This is a genomic window from Streptomyces sp. NPDC003327, assembly GCF_053589515.1.
The window spans coordinates 209,047-228,906 of sequence record NZ_JBSFSA010000009.1 but is presented as its reverse complement, the minus strand read 5'-3'; the positions used below and the strand labels follow the sequence as shown (position 1 = coordinate 228,906).

The window sequence follows — 19,860 nt, the reverse complement described above, 5'->3', positions numbered from 1 at the left end:
TGTGTTTTTTCTTCAAAGGAACCTCGACCATCCGAAGATGGACGGGGTATCAACTAATCTGGCGTTGATTTTTGGCACGCTGTTGAGTTCTCAAGGTGCGGACGCTTCCTTCGTTCCTGTTTCCAGGCCCTCCGGGCGCTTCCTTCGTTTCCGACTCTATCAGATCCTTTCGGCGTCTGATTCCCGGTCAGCGGGATTTGTCTTTCCGGCCGTTGGGCCGTTCCGACGAGTGAGACTTTAGCGGATTCCCCGCCCCCGACGCTAATCGGGGACTCGCGTCCAAACCTTCGAACGCGGATTCCTCATTTCGCAAAAACATTCAGAGGCACAACGGCACGACAAAGCACCGTCGGCTTCTGAGGATCTTGCGGAATCGCTGTCCGGGGCCGACCGGAGTCGGTGCTCACGTCGGACAACTCGGAGAACACTACGTACGCGTCAATCCCGTGTCAACTCCGGTCCGGGGGCGTAGCCTGTGGGCATGACGACGCATGCGCACACCACCCAGTGGTGGGCCGCCTGACCGGCGGCCCGTACTCACGCATGCGACAGACGGCCGCCTCCGGGCGGCCGTTCGCGTATCCCCTCCGGGAGCCGTGGCCGCCGGGCCGGCGGCACGGAGAAGAGGGAGAACGTACGCGATGGCAAGGATCTTCAGCGGGGTCAAGCCGACAGGGCACCTGACGCTGGGCAACTATCTCGGGGCCGTACGGCGGTGGGTCGAGGTCGACCAGCGGCAGTCGGAGGCGCTGTTCAGCGTGGTGGACCTGCACGCGCTGACCGTGGAGCACGATCCGGCGCGGGTGACACGGCTGAGCCGGCAGGCGGCGACGCTGTTGTTGGCGGCGGGGCTCGATCCGAAGGCGTGCACCCTGTTCGTGCAGAGCCATGTGGACGAGCACGCCCGGCTCTCGTACCTCCTGGAGTGCACGGCGACCGACGGGGAGCTGCGGCGCATGATCCAGTACAAGGAGAAGAGCGTCCGGGCGCGGGCGGCCGGGGAGGGCGTGCGGCTGTCGTTGCTGACCTATCCGGTGCTGATGGCGGCGGACATCCTGGCGTACGGGACCGACGAGGTGCCGGTGGGCGAGGACCAGACGCAGCACGTGGAGCTGACGCGGGACCTGGCGGTGCGGTTCAACCAGCGGTACGGGCACGTGTTCACCGTGCCGCGGGCGACGCAGCCGAAGGTGGCCGCGCGGGTCATGGACCTGCAGGACCCGACGTCGAAGATGGGGAAGTCGCACGAGAACGGCGCGGGGATCGTCTATCTCCTGGACGACGCGGACACCGTGCGGCGGAAGATCATGCGGGCCGTGACGGACAGCGGGCGCGAGGTCGCTTACGACCGTGAGGCCAGGCCGGGGCTCGCGAACCTCCTCGATCTGATGGCGGCCGCGACGAACGGGAACCCGGAGGAGCTGGCCGGTGTATACGAGTCGTACGGAGCATTGAAGAAGGACACGGCGGACGCGGTGGTCGAGCTGCTGAGGCCCGTGCGGGAGCGGCATGCCGAGCTCGCGGCGGACTCCGGCTATGTGGATCAGGTGCTACGGGACGGGGCCCGGCGGGCCCGGGAGCTGGCGCGGCCGTTGGTGGACCGGGCCTATCGCGCGATCGGGCTGTTGCCCGCCGGGTGACGGAAGGCGTTGCGGTAGTCGCGTGGGCTGGTGGCGAGGTGCGAGGCGAAGTGCTGGCGCATCGTGACCTCGCTGCCGAAGCCCGCGCGGCGGGCCACTTCGGGGAGGGGATGGTCGGTGAGTTCGAGGAGTTTCTGGGCGGCGGCGACGCGTTGGGTGATGAGCCAGTGGAGGGGGGTGGTTCCGGTGGTGGCCTGGAAGTGGCGGGCGAAGGAGCGGGGGGACATGCCGGCGTGGGCCGCGAGGCTCGCGACGGTGTGGGGCTGGTCGATGTGGGCGAGCGCGTGGGCTCGTACGGCGGCGAGGGCGTCCTCGTCGCGGTCGGTCCGGGGGGTGGGGCGCTCGATGAACTGGGCCTGGGTTCCGGTGCGGAAGGGGGCGGTGACCATGGAGCGGGCGATGGTGGCGGCGGCCTCGGCGCCGTGGGCGGTGCGGACGAGGTGGAGGCAGAGGTCGATACCGGCGGCGGTGCCGGCCGAGGTCCAGATACCCGTGTCCTCGACGTAGAGCGCCTCGGGTTCGACCTGGACCTGTGGGTGGCGGGCGGCCAGGACGGGGGCGAGGTGCCAATGGGTGACGGCGCGGCGGCCGTCGAGGAGTCCGGCGCGGGCGAGGACGAAGGCGCCCGCGCACAGGGAGGCGACGGGGATGCCGGTGGTGTGGGCGCGGCGGAGGGCGTCGAGGACGGGGCTGGGCACGTCGGCGGCCGGGTCCTCGATGCCGGGGACGAGGACGAGGTCGGTGGGGGTGAGTGTGTCGATCCAGTCAAGCGGGCGGTCGGGGGTGAGGCTGAGGCCTCCGCGCAGGGGGATGGAGGCGGTCGGGTCGGCGGCGACCCGGCGGAGCTCGAAGGGCGGGACGCCTCGTTCGCGGCGGTCGCTGCCCCAGACCTCGGTGACGACGGAGACGTCGAAGGCGCGGACGCCGAGGAAGGAGAGGAGGGCGATGCGCTGAGGGGCTGCCATGGATGGCAGTAAACCATCGATCGATGTCATTTCTCCCGCTGGGACGGGGGCCGCGGCGGCGGAAGGATCGTGGTCATGGAGATCAACGAGAACGCTGCGCTGGTGGTCGTCGATGTGCAGAAGGGCTTCGAGTCCGAATTCTGGGGGCGGCGGAACAATCCGGAGGCCGAGGGGAACATCGCGGCCCTGATCGACGCCTGGCAGGGGACGGGGCGGCCGGTCGTCTTCGTCCGGCACGACTCGTCGCAGCCGGGTTCGCCGCTGGAGCCGGGGACCGAGGGGAACGCGTTCAAGGACGTCGTCGAGAAGCGGCGCGGGAAGGGGGCGGGGCCGGAGCTGCTGGTCACGAAGAGCGTGAACTCGGCGTTCTACGGGGAGCCGGACCTGGACGCCTGGCTGAAGGGGGCGGGGATCGGACAGATCGTGGTCGTCGGCATCCAGACGAACATGTGCAACGAGACGACGGCCCGGATGGGCGGGAACCTCGGGTACGACGTGGTGTTCCCGCTGGACGCGATGCACACGTTCGATCTGGCGGGGCCGTTCGGCTGGACGCGGACGGCGGAGGAGCTGACCCGGGCGACGGCGGTGTCGCTGCACGGCGGGCGGTTCGCCCGGGTCGTGTCCACGGAGGACGTGCTGAAGGGCGCGTCCGGCCGGTCGGTGTAGGGATCGGCCGGCGGAGGGGTCAGCCCGTGCCGGAGGCGAGTTCGCGGCTGCGGTCGCGGGCGGCTTCCAGGGCGGCGATGAGGGCGGCCCGCACGCCGTGGTTCTCCAGCTCGCGGATGGCGCTGATGGTGGTGCCGGCCGGGGAGGTGACCGCCTCGCGGAGCTTGACGGGGTGTTCGCCGCTGTCGCGGAGCATCACGGCGGCGCCGATGGCGGCCTGGACGATCAGGTCGTGGGCCTGGGCACGGGGCAGGCCGAGGAGGATGCCGGCGTCGGTCATGGCCTCGACGAGGAAGTAGAAGTAGGCCGGGCCGGAGCCGGAGAGGGCGGTGGCCGCGTCCTGCTGGGACTCGGGGACGCGGAGGGTCTTGCCGACGCCGCCGAAGATCTCCTCGGTGTGGGCGAGGTGCTCGGGGGTGGCGTGACTGCCGCCGGAAATGACGGACATGCCTTCGTCGACGAGGACGGGGGTGTTGGGCATGACGCGGACGACGGGGGTGCCCGGGCTGAGGCGCTCCTCGATGAAGGAGGTGGGGATGCCCGCGGCGGCGCTGATGACGAGGCGGTCGGCGGCGACCTGCGGGGCGAGTTCGTCGAGGAGGCGGCCCATGTCCTGGGGCTTCACGGCCAGGATGAGGGTGTCGGCCCGCTTGGCGGCCTCGGCGTTGGTGACGGCCTCGACTCCGTAGCGGGTGCGGAGCTCCTCGGCGCGTTCGGCGCGGCGGGCGGTGACCAGGAGGTCGGCGGGGCGCCAGCCGGCGCGGATCATGCCGCTGAGGAGCGCTTCACCGATCTTGCCGGTGCCGAGGACTGCGACGGTCTGGGTCATGGCTCTGTTCACCTCGACGGAGGGGGGTACGTGTCGTCATCCTCGCACCGGCGGGCTCGGGGGTGCGGGGATGTCCGAGGGGCGGTCACGGGGTGCGGCGGCGGAGGGTGGCGGCGCCGAGGGCGAGGACGAGGACGGCGCAGCCGGCGACGACGAGGGCGTCGCGGACGAAGGCGGCGGTCATGTCGGTGTGGCGGAGGACCTCGTTCATGCCGTCGACGGCGTACGACATGGGGAGGACGTCGGAGATCGCTTCGAGTGCGGGGGCCATCCGGTCGCGTGGGGTGAAGAGGCCGCAGAGGAGGAGCTGGGGGAAGATCACGGCCGGCATGAACTGGACGGCCTGGAACTCGGAGGCGGCGAAGGCGGAGACGAAGAGGCCGAGGGCGGTGCCGAGCAGGGCGTCGAGGAGGGCGACGAGCAGGAGGAGCCAGGGGGAGCCGACGGTGTCGAGGCCGAGGAACCAGAGGGCGAGGCCGGTGGCGAGGGCGGACTGGACGGCGGCGAGGAGGCCGAAGGCCAGGGCGTAGCCGGCGATGAGGTCGCCCTTGCCGAGGGGCAGGGCGAGGAGGCGTTCCAGGGTGCCGGAGGTGCGTTCGCGCAGGGTGGCGATGGAGGTCACCAGGAACATGGTGATCAGCGGGAAGATGCCGAGGAGCGAGGCGCCGATGCTGTCGAAGGTGCCCGGGCTTCCGTCGAAGACGTAGCGGAGCAGGAAGAGCATCACGCACGGAACGAGGAGCATCAGGGCGATCGAGCGGGGGTCGTGGCGCAGCTGGCGCAGGACGCGGGCGGCGGTGGCGAGGGTGCGGTCCGCGTTCATGAGTGGGGCTCCTCGGGGGTGGCGTGGGCGGCGGCGGCCCGGCGGGCGCGGGTGGCGGCGGCGTCGACCAGGTGGAGGAAGGCCTCCTCGACGGTGGGGGTGTCGTTGCGGCGGCGGAGGGCCTCGGGGGTGTCGTCGGCGAGGAGCTCGCCCTCGCGCATGAGGAGGAGGCGGTGGCAGCGCTCGGCCTCGTCCATGACGTGGGAGGAGACGAGGAGGGTGGTGCCGCGGTCGGCGGCGATGCGGTGGAAGAGGTTCCACAGGTCGCGGCGGAGGACCGGGTCGAGGCCGACCGTGGGTTCGTCGAGGACGAGGAGGTCGGGGGTGCCGAGGAGGGCGACGGCGAGGGAGACGCGGCTGCGCTGGCCTCCGGAGAGGCGGCCGGCGAGGGAGTCGGCGTGGGAGGTGAGGTCGACGTCGGCGAGGGCCCGGTCCACGAGTGCGCGGCGCTCCTGGCGTCGGGTGCGGCCGGGGAGCAGGACGGCGGCGAAGTAGTCGAGGTTCTGGCGGACGGTGAGGTCGTCGTAGACGGAGGGGGCCTGGGTGACGTAGCCGATGCGGGCGCGGAGGGCGGGGTCGCCCGCGGGGCGGCCGAGGACCTGGAGGGTGCCGCCGACCTTGGCCTGGGTGCCGACGATCGCGCGCATGAGGGTGGTCTTGCCGCAGCCGGAGGGGCCGAGGAGGCCGGTGATGCGGCCGGCGGGGACGGTGAAGTCGAGGCCGTGGAGGACGGTGCGGGTGCCGCGGACGGCGGTGAGGCCGTGGGCGGCGACGGCCGGGCCGGGAGTCCCGCCCGCTGAGTAATTCATCATGTGATGAATAGTGCGCCTGGGGGTGCCGACCGTCAAGGACGCGAACAGAGGAGCCGGGGGCGGGAGGCGGGGCCTGGTCAGCCGCGCTTGGGCTTCTTCTTACGGGCGGCCGGGTTGCCCGTGCGGGTGCCGCGGCGCTTCTCGAAGCGCGCGCGGGCCGTCTCGTACTCCTCGCGGCGCAGCTTCTCGCCCGGGGCCTCGACGAAGCAGCGGAGGAAGTAGGCGAGGAGGGAGCCGATGAAGCCGATCGTCTTCAGGCTGCGCAGGGACTCCTCGCGGGCCGGATCGGCCGGGCGGCGGACGAAGCCCTCCCACGTCCTGCGGAAGGCGATGGCGCTGCACACCGCGAACATGACGACGACCAGGGCGTTGACGAAGCCGCCGACGTCGGCGATCTCCAGGCCCTGGTAGGCGAAGCGCAGGAGGAGGCAGGCCGCGGCGGCGGCGAGCAGCGATCCGGCGGCGAGACCGGCCCGGCGCAGCGCGTAGTGGCCGCTGTGGTCGACCCAGGTCGTGCCGAAGAAGCGGATCTCCTCGGGCCGCGGCCCGGCGGGGGTGCCGCCGGTGCCGCTCGTCGTGCGGTGGGTCTGGTCGTCGTCGCTCACAGGCTCGATTATCCCCGGAGCGGCGACGGGGGCCCGGAGGCGAAGGTCCTCAGGAGCAGCGCGGCGCCACGTAGGTGTCGCTGCCGGTCCGGACGTACGCATCGGATACGTACTCGCCGGGGGCGATGCTGTCCCAGAGGTTGGTGGTGCCGTACGGGCCGGTGACCCACTCGCCGGGCTTCTGGCAGTAGACCGGCACCGTGGAGCCGACCGGGAGCACCCGGACCAGCGGGTAGTGGGTGCCGGGGCCGGTGCGGACGTTCACGCGGTAGCCGGGGGCGATGGCGTAGCGGGTCACGGCCATCGTCGTGACGCCCTCCCTCTGCACCCCCGTCGCCGTCATCGTCGCGTCCGCGGCCGCGCTCCCGGTGGCGTCCCGCGTCGTCTCTTCCACGCCCATGGCGTCGTCCTCCCCCCGTCGGCGCAGCGAAGCGCTCCGCCGAGATTCACTCTCTGCGACGCGCAGGCTAGCAAGCCCCACCGACATCCCGGGCCCCATCGACTAGGCTCCGTCGGGTCGCGCGCGTGCGTGCGTGACCTGACGGGGAACCACACGGGGGTGGGCGATGCCGCCGTTGAGCAGCACCGGTGCCGACCGCGAGGCCGGGGGGCCCGAAGAGCCCGCGTACGCGGGTGACTACCGGCTCCAGGCCTGTCTCGGCTCCGGTGGCATGGGTGTGGTGCACCTCGCGACCTCGCCCTCCGGACTGCGGCTCGCGGTCAAGGTGGTGCACGCGCGGCACGCGGAGGACCCGGAGTTCCGGGCCCGCTTCCGCCAGGAGGTCGCGGCCGCGCGCCGGGTCAGCGGCGCCTTCACCGCGCCCGTCGTGGACGCCGACCCCGATGCCGTACGTCCCTGGATGGCGACGCTCTACGTCCCCGGGCCGACCCTCGCCGACCAGGTCAGGCGCAACGGCCCGCTCTCCCCGGCCGAGCTGCGCCGGCTCACCGCGGGTCTCGCGGAGGCGTTGCGCGACATCCACCGTGCCGGGGTCGTGCACCGCGACCTCAAGCCCAGCAACGTCCTGCTCACCGACACCGGGCCCAAGGTCATCGACTTCGGCATCTCGCGGCCGGTCGACAGCGATCTGCACACGGAGACGGGGAAGCTGATCGGCTCACCGCCGTTCATGGCGCCGGAACAGTTCCAGCGGCCCCGCGAGGTCGGGCCCGCGGCGGACGTCTTCGCGCTCGGCTCGGTCCTGGTGCACGCGGCGACGGGGCACGGCCCGTTCGACTCCGACAGCCCGTACATCGTGGCGTACCAGGTCGTGCACGACGAGCCGGATCTGACGGGCGTGCCGGAGGAGCTGGCGCCGTTGGTCGCGCGCTGCCTCGCGAAGGAGCCGGCCGAGCGGCCGACCCCGGCCGAGGTCATGACGGCGCTGCTGCCGCCGTCGTACGAGGCGGCCGCGTTCATACCGGCGCAGCGGCGCCGCCCGACCCTGCCGGAGACCGCGCCCGCGCCGTCCCCCGCGTGGGACACCGACACCCGGGTACGGGAGGCGGCGGCCGCGCCGCCCCGGCGCCGCTCGCGCCTGCGGCCCCGGCTGACGATCGCCGTCGCCGCGGCGGTCGCCCTGACCGGGACCGGGCTGTACGCGGCGCTCGACGCGCCGGCCGGGCGCGGGCCCGGGGCCGGGACCTCCGGCCGTCCCGACGAGGTGGCCACGTCCTTCGCCGGCTGGCACACCCCGCTCCAGCAGCACGGCGCCTCCGCCGCGCCCGCCTGCACCCACGCGCACGGCGGGCTGTACTGCACGGCCCGCGGCGTGGCGCTCGCGCGCCTCGACCCGGTGACCGGCAGGGTCCTGTGGTCGCGTGCGGCCCCGGTGGAGTCGGAGTCCCCGGCCGCCCCCGTCGCCCTCGGCGAGGGCGCGGCTCCGGGCGGGCTGGTGGGCGCCGCCTCGCCGACCGGGCCCCTGCGGGCCTATCCGGCGGGCGGCGGGGCGCCCGGCTGGGCCGCGGAGTCGGCGGTGCCCGAGTCGTACCGGACGGCCGGCTCCGTCGTCGTCCTCACCGACGGTTGGGGCTCGGTCCGGGCCGTCGACAGCCGCACCGGGAAGCAGCGGTGGCGCCACGGCCTCGACGGCTTCGCGGTGCCGCAGCTGGGGACGTACGACGCGCCGACCGGGATCATGTCCGTCACCGAGACCTCGGCCGACGCGACGTACACCCGGGTCGGGGCGCTGCGGCCCGACACCGGCGAGCTGGCGTGGCAGCGGACCCTGGACGGCGAACTCAGCGCGCTCGGCCGCACCGGCGACGGGACGCTCGTCCTCGCCCGGCACTACCAGGGCTCGCTCGTCGACTCGCTCGTCCTCGTGGGCCCCGGTCCCGGCTCCGGCGCCGAGGCCGGGGACGCGCCCGCGCGGGTGCTGCCGCTGCCCGGCCGGACCGAGCTCCGGGGCGTCGCCGTGCGCGGCACCGTCGTCCATCTGCTGGATCCGGACGGGCGGCTCGTCGCCCTCGACACGGCGCCGCCGAAGGGGCGGGTGCTGTGGGAGCTGGAGACGGCCGCCAGGAACGTCTCCGAACCGGTCCTCGGGCCCGGCGACCGGCTCTACTTCTCCGTCCAGGACGGGCGCCTGCTCGCCGTCGACACCGCGCGCGGCGCCCTGCTGGGCCAGACCCGGCCGCGCCTGAAGAACGGCCGCCTCGGGTACGCGACCCGGGTGCCGAGCCCCGCGATCGCGGGCGACCGCGTCTTCGGCACGGCCCCCGACGGCTCCGCCTTCGCGGTCGACGCCCGCGACCCGGCGGCCTGGTGACGCGTACGAGGAGCGGGACACCGTCTCCCGGCGGGCGGCACGGCGGCACGTCCCCGTGACGCGGCGAAGCCCGGCGCCCTCGTGGGGGGGCCGGGCTTCAACCCGGAGTCGGGGTGGGGGGTCAGCCGAGCTTCGTGACGTCGCGGACCGCGCCCTTGTCCGCGCTCGTCGCCATCGCCGCGTACGCCCGCAGCGCCGCCGAGACCTTCCGCTGCCGGTTCTTCGGGGCGAAGACGCCGCCCAGGGCCTCGCGGCGGGCCGCGAGCACGGTGTCGTCGACGAGCAGCTCGATGGAGCGGTTCGGGATGTCGATGCGGATCCGGTCACCGTCCTCGACGAGGGCGATCGTGCCGCCCGACGCCGCCTCCGGGGAGGCGTGGCCGATGGAGAGGCCGGAGGTGCCGCCCGAGAAGCGGCCGTCGGTGACGAGCGCGCAGGTCTTGCCCAGGCCCCGGCCCTTGAGGAAGGAGGTCGGGTAGAGCATCTCCTGCATGCCGGGGCCGCCGCGCGGGCCCTCGTAGCGGATGACGACGACGTCGCCGTCCTTGACCTGCTTGTTGAGGATCTTCTCGACGGCCTCGTCCTGCGACTCGCAGACGACCGCCGGGCCCTCGAAGGTCCAGATCGACTCGTCGACGCCGGCGGTCTTCACCACGCAGCCGTCGGCGGCGAGGTTGCCGTGCAGGACGGCGAGGCCGCCGTCCTTCGAGTACGCGTGGGCCGCGTCGCGGATGCAGCCGTTCGCCGCGTCGGTGTCGAGGGCCTCCCAGCGCTCGGACTGGGAGAAGGCGGTCGCGGAGCGGACGCAGCCGGGGGCCGCGTGGAACAGCTCGACGGCCTCGTCGGTCGCGGCGCCGCCGCGCACGTCCCAGGCGTCCAGCCACTCCTTGATGGAGGGCGAGTGGACGGAGCGGACGTCCTCGTTGAGCAGACCGGCGCGGTAGAGCTCGCCGAGGATGGCGGGGATGCCGCCGGCGCGGTGCACGTCCTCCATGTAGTACGTGCGGTCCTTGGCGACGTTCGGGGCGACCTTGGCCAGGCACGGCACCCGGCGCGAGACGGCGTCCATGTCCGTCAGGCCGTAGTCCAGCTCGGCCTCCTGGGCGGCGGCGAGCAGGTGCAGGATCGTGTTGGTGGAGCCGCCCATGGCGATGTCGAGGGCCATGGCGTTCTCGAAGGCCGCGCGGGTGGCAATCGAGCGGGGCAGGACGGAGGCGTCGTCCTCGTCGTAGTACCGGCGGGTGATGTCGACGACCGTGCGGGCCGCGTTCTCGTACAGCGCCTTGCGGGCGGTGTGAGTGGCGAGGAGCGAGCCGTTGCCGGGGAGGGAGAGGCCGATGGCCTCGGTCAGGCAGTTCATCGAGTTGGCGGTGAACATGCCGGAACAGGAACCGCAGGTCGGACAGGCGTTCTCCTCGATGCGGAGGATGTCCTCGTCCGAGATCTTCGGGTTCACGGCGTCGGAGATCGCGTCGACCAGGTCGAGCGTGCGGACCGTGCCGTCGACCAGGGTGGCGCGGCCGGCCTCCATCGGACCGCCGGAGACGAAGACCGTCGGGATGTTGAGGCGCAGCGCGGCCATCAGCATGCCCGGGGTGATCTTGTCGCAGTTGGAGATGCAGATCAGGGCGTCGGCGCAGTGCGCCTCGACCATGTACTCCACGCTGTCCGCGATCAGGTCGCGGGAGGGCAGGCTGTAGAGCATGCCGCCGTGGCCCATCGCGATGCCGTCGTCGACGGCGATGGTGTTGAACTCGCGGGCGATGCCCCCGGCGGCGGTGATGGCGTCGGAGACGATCCGGCCGACCGGCTGCAGGTGGGTGTGGCCGGGGACGAACTCGGTGAAGGAGTTCGCCACGGCGATGATGGGCTTCCGGCCGATGTCCGCGCCCGGTACACCGGAGGCGCGCATAAGGGCGCGGGCGCCCGCCATGTTGCGGCCGTGGGTGACTGTGCGGGACCTCAGCTCGGGCATCGTCGCTCGCTCCTCGTGACGGGTGTGCTTGTCTACGAGCGTACGCCGCCGCTCCAAGATCTGGACAGCGCGTCCGGAATGCGGGACGGGTGTTCAGCCTTCGGTCAGGTACCGCTGGAGGGTGGGGGCCACCTGCTCGACGATCCGCTCCGGGTCGGCGGAGGCCAGCGGCTCGACCTGGACGACGTACCGCAGGATCGCGATCCCGATCATGTGGGAGGCGGCCAGCTCGGCGCGGAACCTCGGGTCCGGTACGGCGAGGGCGTCGGCGATCCGCTCCAGGAGCCGGCGCAGCACGAAGCCGCGCAGCACCTTCGCGGCCGCCTCGTGGGTCAGCGCGGAGCGGAGGATCGCGAGGAGCGGGGCGCGGGTGGCCGGGTTCTCCCAGACGCCGATGAAGTAGCGGGCCAGGCGTTCGCCGATGGTGTCGCGGGGACCGCCGATGAGGGCGGGGACGACGAGCGCGGGCTCGAACGACACCTCGATCGCGGCGGCGAAGACCTCGTCCTTCGTCCCGAAGTAGTGGTGGACCAGCGCCGCGTCGACCCCGGCGGCCCTGGCGATGCCGCGCATCGACGTCTTGTCGTAGCCGCGCTCGGCGAACTGCGCGCGGGCCGCCTCCAGGATGCGTTCGCGCGCGGCGGGGGCGCTCTCGGCGGCGGTACGGGAGGGGCGGCCGCGCCGGCGGGGGGCCTCGGGCTCGGCGGACCGGCCGGGGCCGATGGCGGGCTCGTCGGGGCCGGTGGCGGGCTCGGTCGGCTCGGCGGACCGGCCGGCCCGCCTGCCGTCGGTACCGGTGGCGGAACCGGTGGGCGGCTCGGCGGGTCCGGTCATGCGCGGGGGACGCCCGTCGCGCGGCCGGTCGGCCCGCCGGTCGGCCCGCCGGCCGGGCCGCCGGTCGTCGTCCCGGTGGTCCTCGTCCCGGTGGTCACGCCGCCCGGGGCGGCCGCCGCCGAGGCGAGGTGGAGCCGGGTGAACGCCAGGGCCTCGGCGAGGTCGGCCTCGCGTTCGGCGGCTGACATGGCCCGGCGGGTGTTGACCTCGATGACGACGTGGCCGTCGAAGCCGGTGAGCGCCAGGCGCTCCAGGAGCTCGGCGCAGGGCTGGGTGCCGCGCCCCGGGACCAGGTGCTCGTCCTTGGCGGAGCCCTTGCCGTCGGCGAGGTGGACGTGTCCGAGGCGGTCGCCCATGCGGTCGACCATCGCCAGGGTGTCCGTGCGGGCGGTCGCCGTGTGCGAGAGGTCCAGGGTGTAGTGGCGGTAGTCGTCCTTGGTGACGTCCCACTCGGGGGCGTACGCGAGCATCTCGCGGTCCTTGTACCGCCACGGGTACATGTTCTCGACGGCGAACCGGACGTCGGTCTCCTCCGCCATCCGCCAGATGCCGGTGACGAAGTCCTTGGCGTACTGGCGCTGCCAGCGGAACGGCGGGTGGACCACCACGGTGGACGCGCCGAGCTTCTCGGCCGCCGTCCGCGCGCGCTGGAGCTTGACCCACGGGTCGGTGGACCAGACGCGCTGGGTGATGAGGAGGCAGGGGGCGTGCACCGCCAGGATCGGCACCCGGTGGTAGTCGGAGAGCCTGCGCAGCGCCTCGACGTCCTGGCTGACCGGGTCGGTCCACACCATGACCTCGACGCCGTCGTAGCCGAGGCGCGCGGCGACCTCGAAGGCCGTCGCCGTCGACTCCGGATAGACCGAGGCCGTCGACAGGGCGACCTTCGCATCCGGGACGCGCACCACTGGTTCTGCCACGACAGACAGCGTACGGGGCGGTACGACCGGCCGGAGGGTGGTTCCGGTCACGCGGGGCGCCCGGCGGGGGCGGCGTCCCGGTCCACGCGCGCGTGGGGGCGGGCTGGGGCGCCCGGTTCACGCGCGCGTGGAGGGGCGCGGCGGCGTCCCGGCTCACGCGCGCGTGGAGGGTGGGGAGCCGCGGGGCCTACTTCTCCGGGAGGTGGTCCAGGCGGCGGAGGATGACCCCCTCGCGGAGCGCCCACGGGCAGATCTCCAGCTCCTCGACGCCCAGCAGGTCCATCGCCCCCTCGGCGACCAGTGCGCCCGCGAGGAGCTGGGGCGCGCGGCCCTCGGAGACGCCGGGGAGCGCGGCGCGCTCGGAGACGGTCATCTCCGCGAGGCGCGGGACCCACTCCTCGAGGGACCGGCGGGAGAGGACCCGCTGGACGTGGAGCCCCTCGCCGGAGCCGGGCGCTCCGGCGATCCGGGCGAGCTGCCTGAAGGTCTTGGAGCTGGCCACCACGTGGTCGGGGCGGCCGAAGCGGCTGAACTCACCGACCGTACGGGCGATCTGGGCGCGGACGTGGCGGCGCAGCGCCTTCACGTCCTCCTGGCCCGCCGGGTCGCCCGGCAGCCAGCCCGCCGTCAGCCGTCCCGCGCCGAGGGGCAGGGAGACGGCGGCGTCGGGGTCCTCGTCGATGCCGTAGGCGACTTCGAGGGAGCCGCCGCCGATGTCGAGGAGCAGCAGCTTCCCGGCGGACCAGCCGAACCAGCGGCGGGCGGCGAGGAAGGTGAGCCGGGCCTCCTCCTCGCCGGTGAGGACCTGGAGGTCGACACCGGTCTCGTCCCTGACCCGGGCGAGGACGGCGTCGGCGTTGGTGGCCTCGCGCACGGCGGAGGTGGCGAACGGCAGGACCTCTTCGCAGCCCTTGTCCTCGGCGGCGTGGAGCGCGTCACGGACGACCGCGATGAGCCGCTCGACCCCGCCGGGGGCGATGGCGCCCCGCTCGTCGAGGAGCTCGGCGAGCCGGAGCTCCGCCTTGTGGGAGTGGGCGGGCAGCGGGCGGGCGCCGGGGTGGGCGTCCACCACGAGCAGGTGCACCGTGTTCGAACCGACGTCGAGGACTCCGAGTCTCATGGGCGGAACGCTACTGCTCCGGCCGCATACGCTTGGTGCTGTGCCAAAGACGAAAAAGGCGAAGCAGGACAAAGTCGCTGCCGACGCGGGTGTGAAGGCGGCCAGGACCGCGCACGCGGCCAAGGCCGTGCAGACGGTGAAGGCCGCCAAGGGGAAGAAGCGCGCTGCCGAGGAGCCCGACGAGAAGGGTCTCGACTTCCCCCGCGCCTGGGTGGAGTTCCCCGACCCGTCCGACGAGGAGCAGGTCTTCCGCTGCGACCTGACGTGGCTGACCTCCCGCTGGACCTGCATCTTCGGCAACGGCTGCCAGGGCATCCAGGAGGGGCGGGCTGACGACGGCTGCTGCACGCTCGGCGCGCACTTCTCCGACGAGGACGACGAGAAGCGGGTCGCGGAGCACGTGGCCCGGCTGACGCCCGCGCTGTGGCAGTTCCACGACGTGGGTACGGAGACGGGCTGGGTCCAGGTCGACGAGGACGGCGACCGGCAGACCCGCCGCTGGGAGGGCTCCTGCATCTTCCAGAACCGGCCCGGTTTCGCGGGCGGCGCCGGCTGCTCGCTGCACATCCTGGCCATGCGGGAGGGCCGGGAGCCGCTGGAGACGAAGCCGGACGTGTGCTGGCAGCTGCCGGTGCGGCGGACGTACGACTGGATCGACCGTCCCGACGACAGCCGGGTGCTCCAGGTGTCGATCGGCGAGTACGACCGGCGCGGCTGGGGCCCGGGCGGCCACGACCTGCACTGGTACTGCACGACGGCCACCTCGGCGCACGTGGGCGGCGAGCCGGTCTACGTCTCGTACCGGCCGGAGCTCGTCGAGATGATGGGCGAGGCGGCGTACGAGGTCCTGGTCGGGCTGTGCGAGGCACGGCTGGCGTCGCAGCTGCCGCTGGTCGCCCCGCACCCGGCCGACCCGGTGGCCTGACTCCGGGCAGGCCGGACGGCCGTCAGGACGAGGACGGCGGCGGCTCCTCGGTCGTGGGCTCCGGGGCGGGCGGTTCCGTCGCCGGGGGTTCCTCCGTCGTCGGCGGCGGGGTCGTGGGCTCCGTGGTCGGCGGTGGCGTCGTCGGAGGAGGCTCCTCCGTCGTCGGCGGCGGCGTGGTGGGCGGCTGCGTGGGCGGCGGGTCCGTCGGTGGTGTCGTGGGCGGCAGGGTCGGCTCGGTCGTGGTCGGCGGGGGCTCCGTCGCCGGGGGCCGGGGCGCGCCGGGGGCGGGCCGGATCGCCCGGGGCGCCTCCGGCCGTCCGTAGCCGTAGCCGTCGATCCGCACCTCCGCGCCCGAGGGGTTCACGCCGACGCGGGCGCTCCACGGCCCCTCCGGCTCGTGGGCGTGGTCGACGCGGACGGCGATGGTGACGGTCTCGCCGGGGTGGAGCGTGCCGGAGGCCCGGCTCACGTAGATCCAGGGCGCGTTCGTCCACAGTTCCCAGGCGACGGACGAGCCGCCGTGGGCGGTGAGGGTGAGCAGGGTCAGGTCGCCGTGGCTGCGCGCGCCGACCGTGATCCAGCCGGGCGCCGGTTCGCCGGGTCGGGAGGGGGTCAAGGGGCCGCTGGGGGCGCCGGGGCTGATGACCTCGACCGAGACGTCGGGGGCGCGGCTGCCCCGGGTGAAGCGGGGGTCGGGGGTGGTGTGGGCGTTGCCCGCGTTCTCGTACCGGTCGTTGGGGAGGCGGCCGTCCCGGCCGGCGGAGTCGTCGGTGTCGTGCGCGCTGATCCCGGCTCCGTCGCGGCCGCGTTCGTCGGCGAGGGGGACGCCCCGGTAGGAGGTCCACAGGGCGAGGACGGGGGCGGCGACGACGGCCGCGACGACGGTGGTGGTGACCGCGCGGGCCCGCATCCGGTCCCGGCGGGCGGCGTGGTCCTTCGGGTCCATGGGGAAGCCGGTCGGGGCGAAGCGCGGCGCTCCGACACGCGCGCGTGGGACGTGCAGCATCGCCATGTACGCGGCGGCGCGCGGCGCCTCGACGAGCGGGAGCCGTGCGGCGGCGGGGCTGGTGGCGCCGGGCCAGGGACTGGTGGCGCCGACGCGCTCGGCGGCCCTGCGGCAGCGGGGGCAGTCGTCGACGTGCCGGACGAGCTCGGCGCGCAGCGCGGCCGAGAGGAGCACCCGGTGGTCGCCGGTGAGCCGGGCGACCGTGGGGCAGCTGCCGGTCTCCACGACGGCGAGGGCGGCGCGGGTCCGCTCGACCTCGCAGGCGGCGGTGGCGAGCAGCTCGCGGGCGGCGAGCGGGTCGAGGGAGAGCACAGCGGCGACTTGGCTGCGGCTGAGGCCGTGCCGGACGGCCAGTTCGAGGGCTTCGCGCTGCTCGGGGGTGGTGCCGGCCGCTTCGGGCCAAGCGAGCCGGGCGAGTTCGGCACGGCGGCGCTCGGCGGTCTCCTCGGAGACCGGGGGCGGCTCGGGCGCGGTGACGGCGGGGCGGCCGGTGTGGGCGCCCGGGCGCTTGCGGCGCTGCTCGGCGAGGCTGCGCAGGCACGCCCAGCGCGCGAGGGCGTAGAGCCAGGCGGTGCGGCCGTCCTCGTCGGAGGGGCAGCGGGCGTGGTGGCGCTCGGCGACCGCGAGGACGTCGCCGAGGACGGCGGTGGCCGTGTCGTGGTCGCAGAGCACGGAGAGGCAGTACGTGAAGAGGCCGTCGAGGGCCGCCTCGTAGCGGGCTGGGGGGCGCTGGCCGAGCGTGCGCGGTCCCTGGTCCGCGACGGCGCGGTGCGCCCGGTGTGCGCCCGGGGTGCGTGTGGGGGGATCCAGCCTGCTGCTCGTCACTGGGAGACCGTAGGCGCGGCGCGGAGCATTCTTCGTACCGGTCGCGCTCTTTTAATTCTTACGGGTGAAGGTATCCCCCGAAAGGGGACAGGAACGAGGTGTTCCGCTGCCGTGGACGCACCGGGCCGCCGCCCCTGTGGACGACGGCGGACCGTTGTCGGTGGGGGCCGCTACGGTGTGGCACATGGCTGCCCGTACGAAAACCGCCAAGGACCGTCCGTCCTACCGCTGCACCGAGTGCGGCTGGCAGACGGCCAAGTGGCTCGGCCGTTGCCCCGAGTGCCAGGCCTGGGGGACGGTCGAGGAGTACGGCGCGCCCGCCGTCCGCACCACCGCCGCCGGCCGCGTCTCCAACGCCGCCCTCCCGATCGGCCAGGTAGACGGACGCCAGGCCACCGCCCGCTCGACCGGCGTCGACGAGCTGGACCGGGTGCTGGGCGGGGGGCTGGTGCCCGGCGCCGTCGTGTTGATCGCGGGCGAGCCGGGCGTCGGCAAGTCGACGCTCCTCCTCGACGTGGCCGCCAAGGCGGCGAGCGACGAGCACCGCACGCTGTACGTGACGGGCGAGGAGTCCGCCAGCCAGGTCCGGCTGCGCGCCGACCGGATCGGCGCGCTGGACGACCACCTCTATCTCGCGGCCGAGACCGATCTGTCCGCCGTCCTCGGGCACCTCGACGCGGTGAAGCCCTCGCTGCTGGTCCTTGACTCGGTGCAGACCGTCGCCTCCCCCGAGATCGACGGGGCGCCGGGCGGCATGGCCCAGGTCCGGGAGGTCGCCGGGGCGCTCATCCGGGCCTCCAAGGAGCGGGGCATGTCCACGCTCCTCGTCGGCCACGTGACCAAGGACGGGGCGATCGCGGGCCCCCGGCTCCTGGAGCACCTGGTCGACGTCGTGCTCCACTTCGAGGGCGACCGGCACGCGCGGCTGCGTCTGGTCCGGGGCGTGAAGAACCGGTACGGGACGACGGACGAGGTCGGCTGCTTCGAACTGCACGACGAGGGGATCACCGGCCTGGCCGACCCCTCGGGCCTCTTCCTCACCCGGCGGGACGTGGCCGTGCCCGGCACGTGCCTGACGGTCACCCTGGAGGGCCGCCGGCCGCTGGTCGCGGAGGTGCAGGCGCTGACGGTCGACTCCCAGATCCCGTCGCCGCGCCGGACCACCTCGGGCCTGGAGACCTCCCGCGTCTCGATGATGCTGGCGGTCCTGGAGCAGCGCGGCCGGATCAGCGCGCTCGGCAAGCGCGACATCTACAGCGCGACGGTCGGCGGGGTGAAGCTCTCCGAGCCCGCCGCCGACCTGGCGATCGCGCTGGCCCTCGCCTCCGCCGCGATCGACACGCCGCTGCCGAAGAACCTGGTCGCGATCGGCGAGGTCGGCCTCGCGGGCGAGGTGCGCCGGGTGACGGGCGTCCAGCGGCGGCTCGCCGAGGCGCACCGCCTCGGCTTCACGCACGCGCTGGTGCCCGGCGACCCGGGCAAGGTGCCGCCCGGCATGAAGGTGACGGAGGTCGCGGACATGGGCGACGCGCTGCGGGTCCTGCCCCGCAGCCGCCGCCCGGCCAGGACGGCGGAGGGCGCGGAGGGCTGACAGGGGGGAGCCGACCGGGCGCCGTCGGGGCGGCGCCCCGAGGCGGGCCGCCGGGAGCGGGGACGGGGTCACAGGGCCGGGGGCCGGAGCCGGGGTCGCGGGCCAGGCGCCGGGGCCGGGGTCGGGGTCGCGGGCCAGGCGCCTGGGCCAGGTACCGGGGTCGGGGCCGGGGCCGGGGTCGCGGGCCAGGCGCCGGGGCCGGGCAACCTCCGGGACGGGAGGGGCGTCCGAGGGGTGGGAGGGTGATCGCGCGGGTAAGGCCGATCAGGACCGGGCCGCTCCGGTACGGGCCCGTCCGGGCGCCCCGGACCGGCGCGACGCCCAGGGTGGCGGGGCGGTGTCGCTAGACTTTGCCCTGGTCTCGCCCATCCGTACGAGCCGGAGGAGTGCAGTGGCAGCCAAGGACGGGGCATCAGCTCCCGGAAAGTCCGGCGCGGGCTCCGGCAACGAAGCACTGATGCGCGCGGCCCTGAGCGCCGTCGCACCGGGCACCGCGCTGCGCGACGGCCTGGAGCGCATCCTCCGGGGAAACACCGGCGGTCTCATCGTCCTGGGCCTGGACAAGACCGTCGACTCGATGTGCACGGGCGGCTTCGTCCTCGACGTCGAGTTCACCGCCACCCGCCTGCGGGAGCTGTGCAAGCTCGACGGCGCGCTGGTCCTCGACAAGGACATCACCAAGATCCACCGGGCCGGTGTGCAGCTGGTCCCGGACGCCTCCATCCCCACCGAGGAGACCGGCACCCGCCACCGCACCGCGGACCGGGTCTCCCGGCAGTGCAACTTCCCCGTGGTCTCCGTCTCGCAGTCGATGCGCCTGATCGCGCTGTACGTGAACGGCGAGCGTCGGGTCCTGGAGGAGTCCGCGGCGATCCTCTCCCGCGCCAACCAGGCCCTGGCGACCCTGGAGCGGTACAAGCTCCGGCTCGACGAGGTGGCCGGCACGCTCTCCGCCCTGGAGATCGAGGACCTGGTGACCGTCCGGGACGTGACGGCCGTCGCCCAGCGCCTGGAGATGGTCCGCCGGATCGCGACCGAGATCGCGGAGTACGTGGTCGAGCTCGGCACCGACGGCCGGCTCCTCTCGCTCCAGCTGGACGAGCTGATCGCGGGTGTGGAGCCCGAGCGGGAGCTGGTGATCCGGGACTACGTGCCGGAGCCGACGGCGAAGCGTTCCCGCACGGTCGCGGAGGCCCTCACCGAGCTGGACGCGCTCTCCCACACGGAGCTGCTCGAACTGCCCGTGGTCGCGCGCGCCCTCGGTTACAGCGGATCGCCGGAGACGCTGGACTCGGCGGTGTCGCCGCGCGGCTACCGGCTCCTCGCGAAGGTGCCGCGGCTGCCGGGCGCCATCATCGAGCGGCTCGTGGAGCACTTCGGCGGGCTGCAGAAGCTGCTCGCGGCCAGCGTCGACGACCTCCAGACGGTGGACGGGGTGGGCGAGGCCCGTGCGCGCAGCGTGCGCGAGGGCCTGTCGCGTCTCGCGGAGTCCTCGATCCTGGAGCGGTACGTCTGACGGCCGCCCGGCCCGCGTCGCGCAAGGCCGGGGC

The 19,860-nt window shown here is 73.9% G+C and carries 17 protein-coding genes; 6 read left to right on the top strand and 11 right to left on the bottom strand.

The window, feature by feature from the left end:
* Positions 1-641 precede the first annotated feature (641 nt).
* Positions 642-1,640: a tryptophan--tRNA ligase gene (gene trpS / locus ACWDVG_RS11680; protein WP_451698561.1), complete on the top strand. Its 999-nt coding sequence runs from the start codon at positions 642-644 to the stop codon at positions 1,638-1,640.
* Here trpS and ACWDVG_RS11675 read toward each other — a convergent pair.
* Positions 1,607-2,605: a GlxA family transcriptional regulator gene (locus tag ACWDVG_RS11675; RefSeq protein WP_451698559.1), complete on the bottom strand. Its 999-nt coding sequence runs from the start codon at positions 2,603-2,605 to the stop codon at positions 1,607-1,609. The two genes, trpS and ACWDVG_RS11675, sit on opposite strands and share 34 nt — an antisense overlap.
* Positions 2,606-2,680: 75 nt before the next feature.
* Between ACWDVG_RS11675 and ACWDVG_RS11670 the strand changes: the two genes are divergently transcribed.
* On the top strand, positions 2,681-3,274 hold the full coding sequence (locus tag ACWDVG_RS11670) for a cysteine hydrolase family protein (protein ID WP_451698557.1): 594 nt from the start codon (positions 2,681-2,683) through the stop codon (positions 3,272-3,274).
* A gap of 19 nt (positions 3,275-3,293) precedes the next feature.
* On the opposite strand, the gene proC is transcribed toward ACWDVG_RS11670, so the two are convergent.
* From proC to ACWDVG_RS11645, 5 genes are all read right to left on the bottom strand, one after another.
* Positions 3,294-4,103: a pyrroline-5-carboxylate reductase gene (gene proC / locus ACWDVG_RS11665; protein ID WP_451698556.1), complete on the bottom strand. Its 810-nt coding sequence runs from the start codon at positions 4,101-4,103 to the stop codon at positions 3,294-3,296.
* An 85-nt stretch (positions 4,104-4,188) separates the two neighbouring features.
* Complete coding sequence (locus ACWDVG_RS11660) at positions 4,189-4,926, bottom strand: ABC transporter permease (RefSeq protein WP_451698554.1); 738 nt, start codon at positions 4,924-4,926, stop codon at positions 4,189-4,191.
* Entirely contained in the window at positions 4,923-5,738 is an 816-nt protein-coding gene (locus ACWDVG_RS11655) for an ABC transporter ATP-binding protein (RefSeq protein ID WP_451698553.1), read from the bottom strand. Before ACWDVG_RS11655 ends, ACWDVG_RS11660 begins: the two co-directional genes overlap by 4 nt.
* Positions 5,739-5,815: 77 nt before the next feature.
* On the bottom strand, positions 5,816-6,343 hold the full coding sequence (locus ACWDVG_RS11650; RefSeq protein WP_451698551.1) for a hypothetical protein: 528 nt from the start codon (positions 6,341-6,343) through the stop codon (positions 5,816-5,818).
* A 49-nt stretch (positions 6,344-6,392) separates the two neighbouring features.
* Entirely contained in the window at positions 6,393-6,743 is a 351-nt protein-coding gene (locus ACWDVG_RS11645; protein WP_451698549.1) for an SH3 domain-containing protein, read from the bottom strand.
* Positions 6,744-6,909: 166 nt separating this feature from the next.
* On the opposite strand from ACWDVG_RS11645, the gene ACWDVG_RS11640 reads away from it, so the two are divergent.
* Positions 6,910-9,114, top strand: a complete 2,205-nt coding sequence (locus ACWDVG_RS11640) for a protein kinase domain-containing protein (protein WP_451698547.1) — start codon at positions 6,910-6,912, stop codon at positions 9,112-9,114.
* Positions 9,115-9,235: 121 nt separating this feature from the next.
* Here ACWDVG_RS11640 and ilvD read toward each other — a convergent pair whose 3' ends face one another.
* The 4 genes from ilvD to ACWDVG_RS11620 form a co-directional block, all read right to left on the bottom strand.
* Positions 9,236-11,089, bottom strand: coding sequence for a dihydroxy-acid dehydratase (ilvD, locus tag ACWDVG_RS11635; RefSeq protein WP_451698545.1), 1,854 nt, complete (start codon positions 11,087-11,089; stop codon positions 9,236-9,238).
* Between the two features lie 93 nt (positions 11,090-11,182).
* The gene (locus tag ACWDVG_RS11630) at positions 11,183-11,923 is read right to left on the bottom strand and encodes a TetR/AcrR family transcriptional regulator (protein WP_451698544.1); all 741 of its coding nucleotides are present in this window, start codon (positions 11,921-11,923) and stop codon (positions 11,183-11,185) included.
* Complete coding sequence (locus ACWDVG_RS11625) at positions 11,920-12,843, bottom strand: sugar phosphate isomerase/epimerase family protein (RefSeq protein WP_451698542.1); 924 nt, start codon at positions 12,841-12,843, stop codon at positions 11,920-11,922. The genes ACWDVG_RS11630 and ACWDVG_RS11625 overlap by 4 nt, the downstream gene beginning before the upstream one ends.
* A 187-nt stretch (positions 12,844-13,030) precedes the next feature.
* Positions 13,031-13,963 carry a Ppx/GppA phosphatase family protein gene (locus tag ACWDVG_RS11620; protein ID WP_451698540.1) on the bottom strand — a complete coding sequence of 311 codons (933 nt, stop codon included), beginning with the start codon at positions 13,961-13,963 and terminating at the stop codon, positions 13,031-13,033.
* Between the two features lie 40 nt (positions 13,964-14,003).
* Here ACWDVG_RS11620 and ACWDVG_RS11615 point away from each other — a divergent pair, with 40 nt between their 5' ends.
* Complete coding sequence (locus ACWDVG_RS11615) at positions 14,004-14,888, top strand: hypothetical protein (protein WP_451698538.1); 885 nt, start codon at positions 14,004-14,006, stop codon at positions 14,886-14,888.
* Positions 14,889-14,910: 22 nt separating this feature from the next.
* Here ACWDVG_RS11615 and ACWDVG_RS11610 read toward each other — a convergent pair whose 3' ends face one another.
* The gene (locus tag ACWDVG_RS11610; RefSeq protein ID WP_451698536.1) at positions 14,911-16,719 is read right to left on the bottom strand and encodes a BACON domain-containing protein; all 1,809 of its coding nucleotides are present in this window, start codon (positions 16,717-16,719) and stop codon (positions 14,911-14,913) included.
* A gap of 184 nt (positions 16,720-16,903) precedes the next feature.
* Between ACWDVG_RS11610 and radA the strand changes: the two genes are divergently transcribed.
* Positions 16,904-18,310 (top strand): DNA repair protein RadA, encoded by a 1,407-nt coding sequence (radA, locus tag ACWDVG_RS11605; protein WP_451698534.1) that lies wholly within the window; start codon positions 16,904-16,906, stop codon positions 18,308-18,310.
* Between the two features lie 391 nt (positions 18,311-18,701).
* Positions 18,702-19,826 (top strand): DNA integrity scanning diadenylate cyclase DisA, encoded by a 1,125-nt coding sequence (gene disA, locus ACWDVG_RS11600; protein WP_451698532.1) that lies wholly within the window; start codon positions 18,702-18,704, stop codon positions 19,824-19,826.
* The last annotated feature ends 34 nt before the right edge of the window (positions 19,827-19,860 follow it).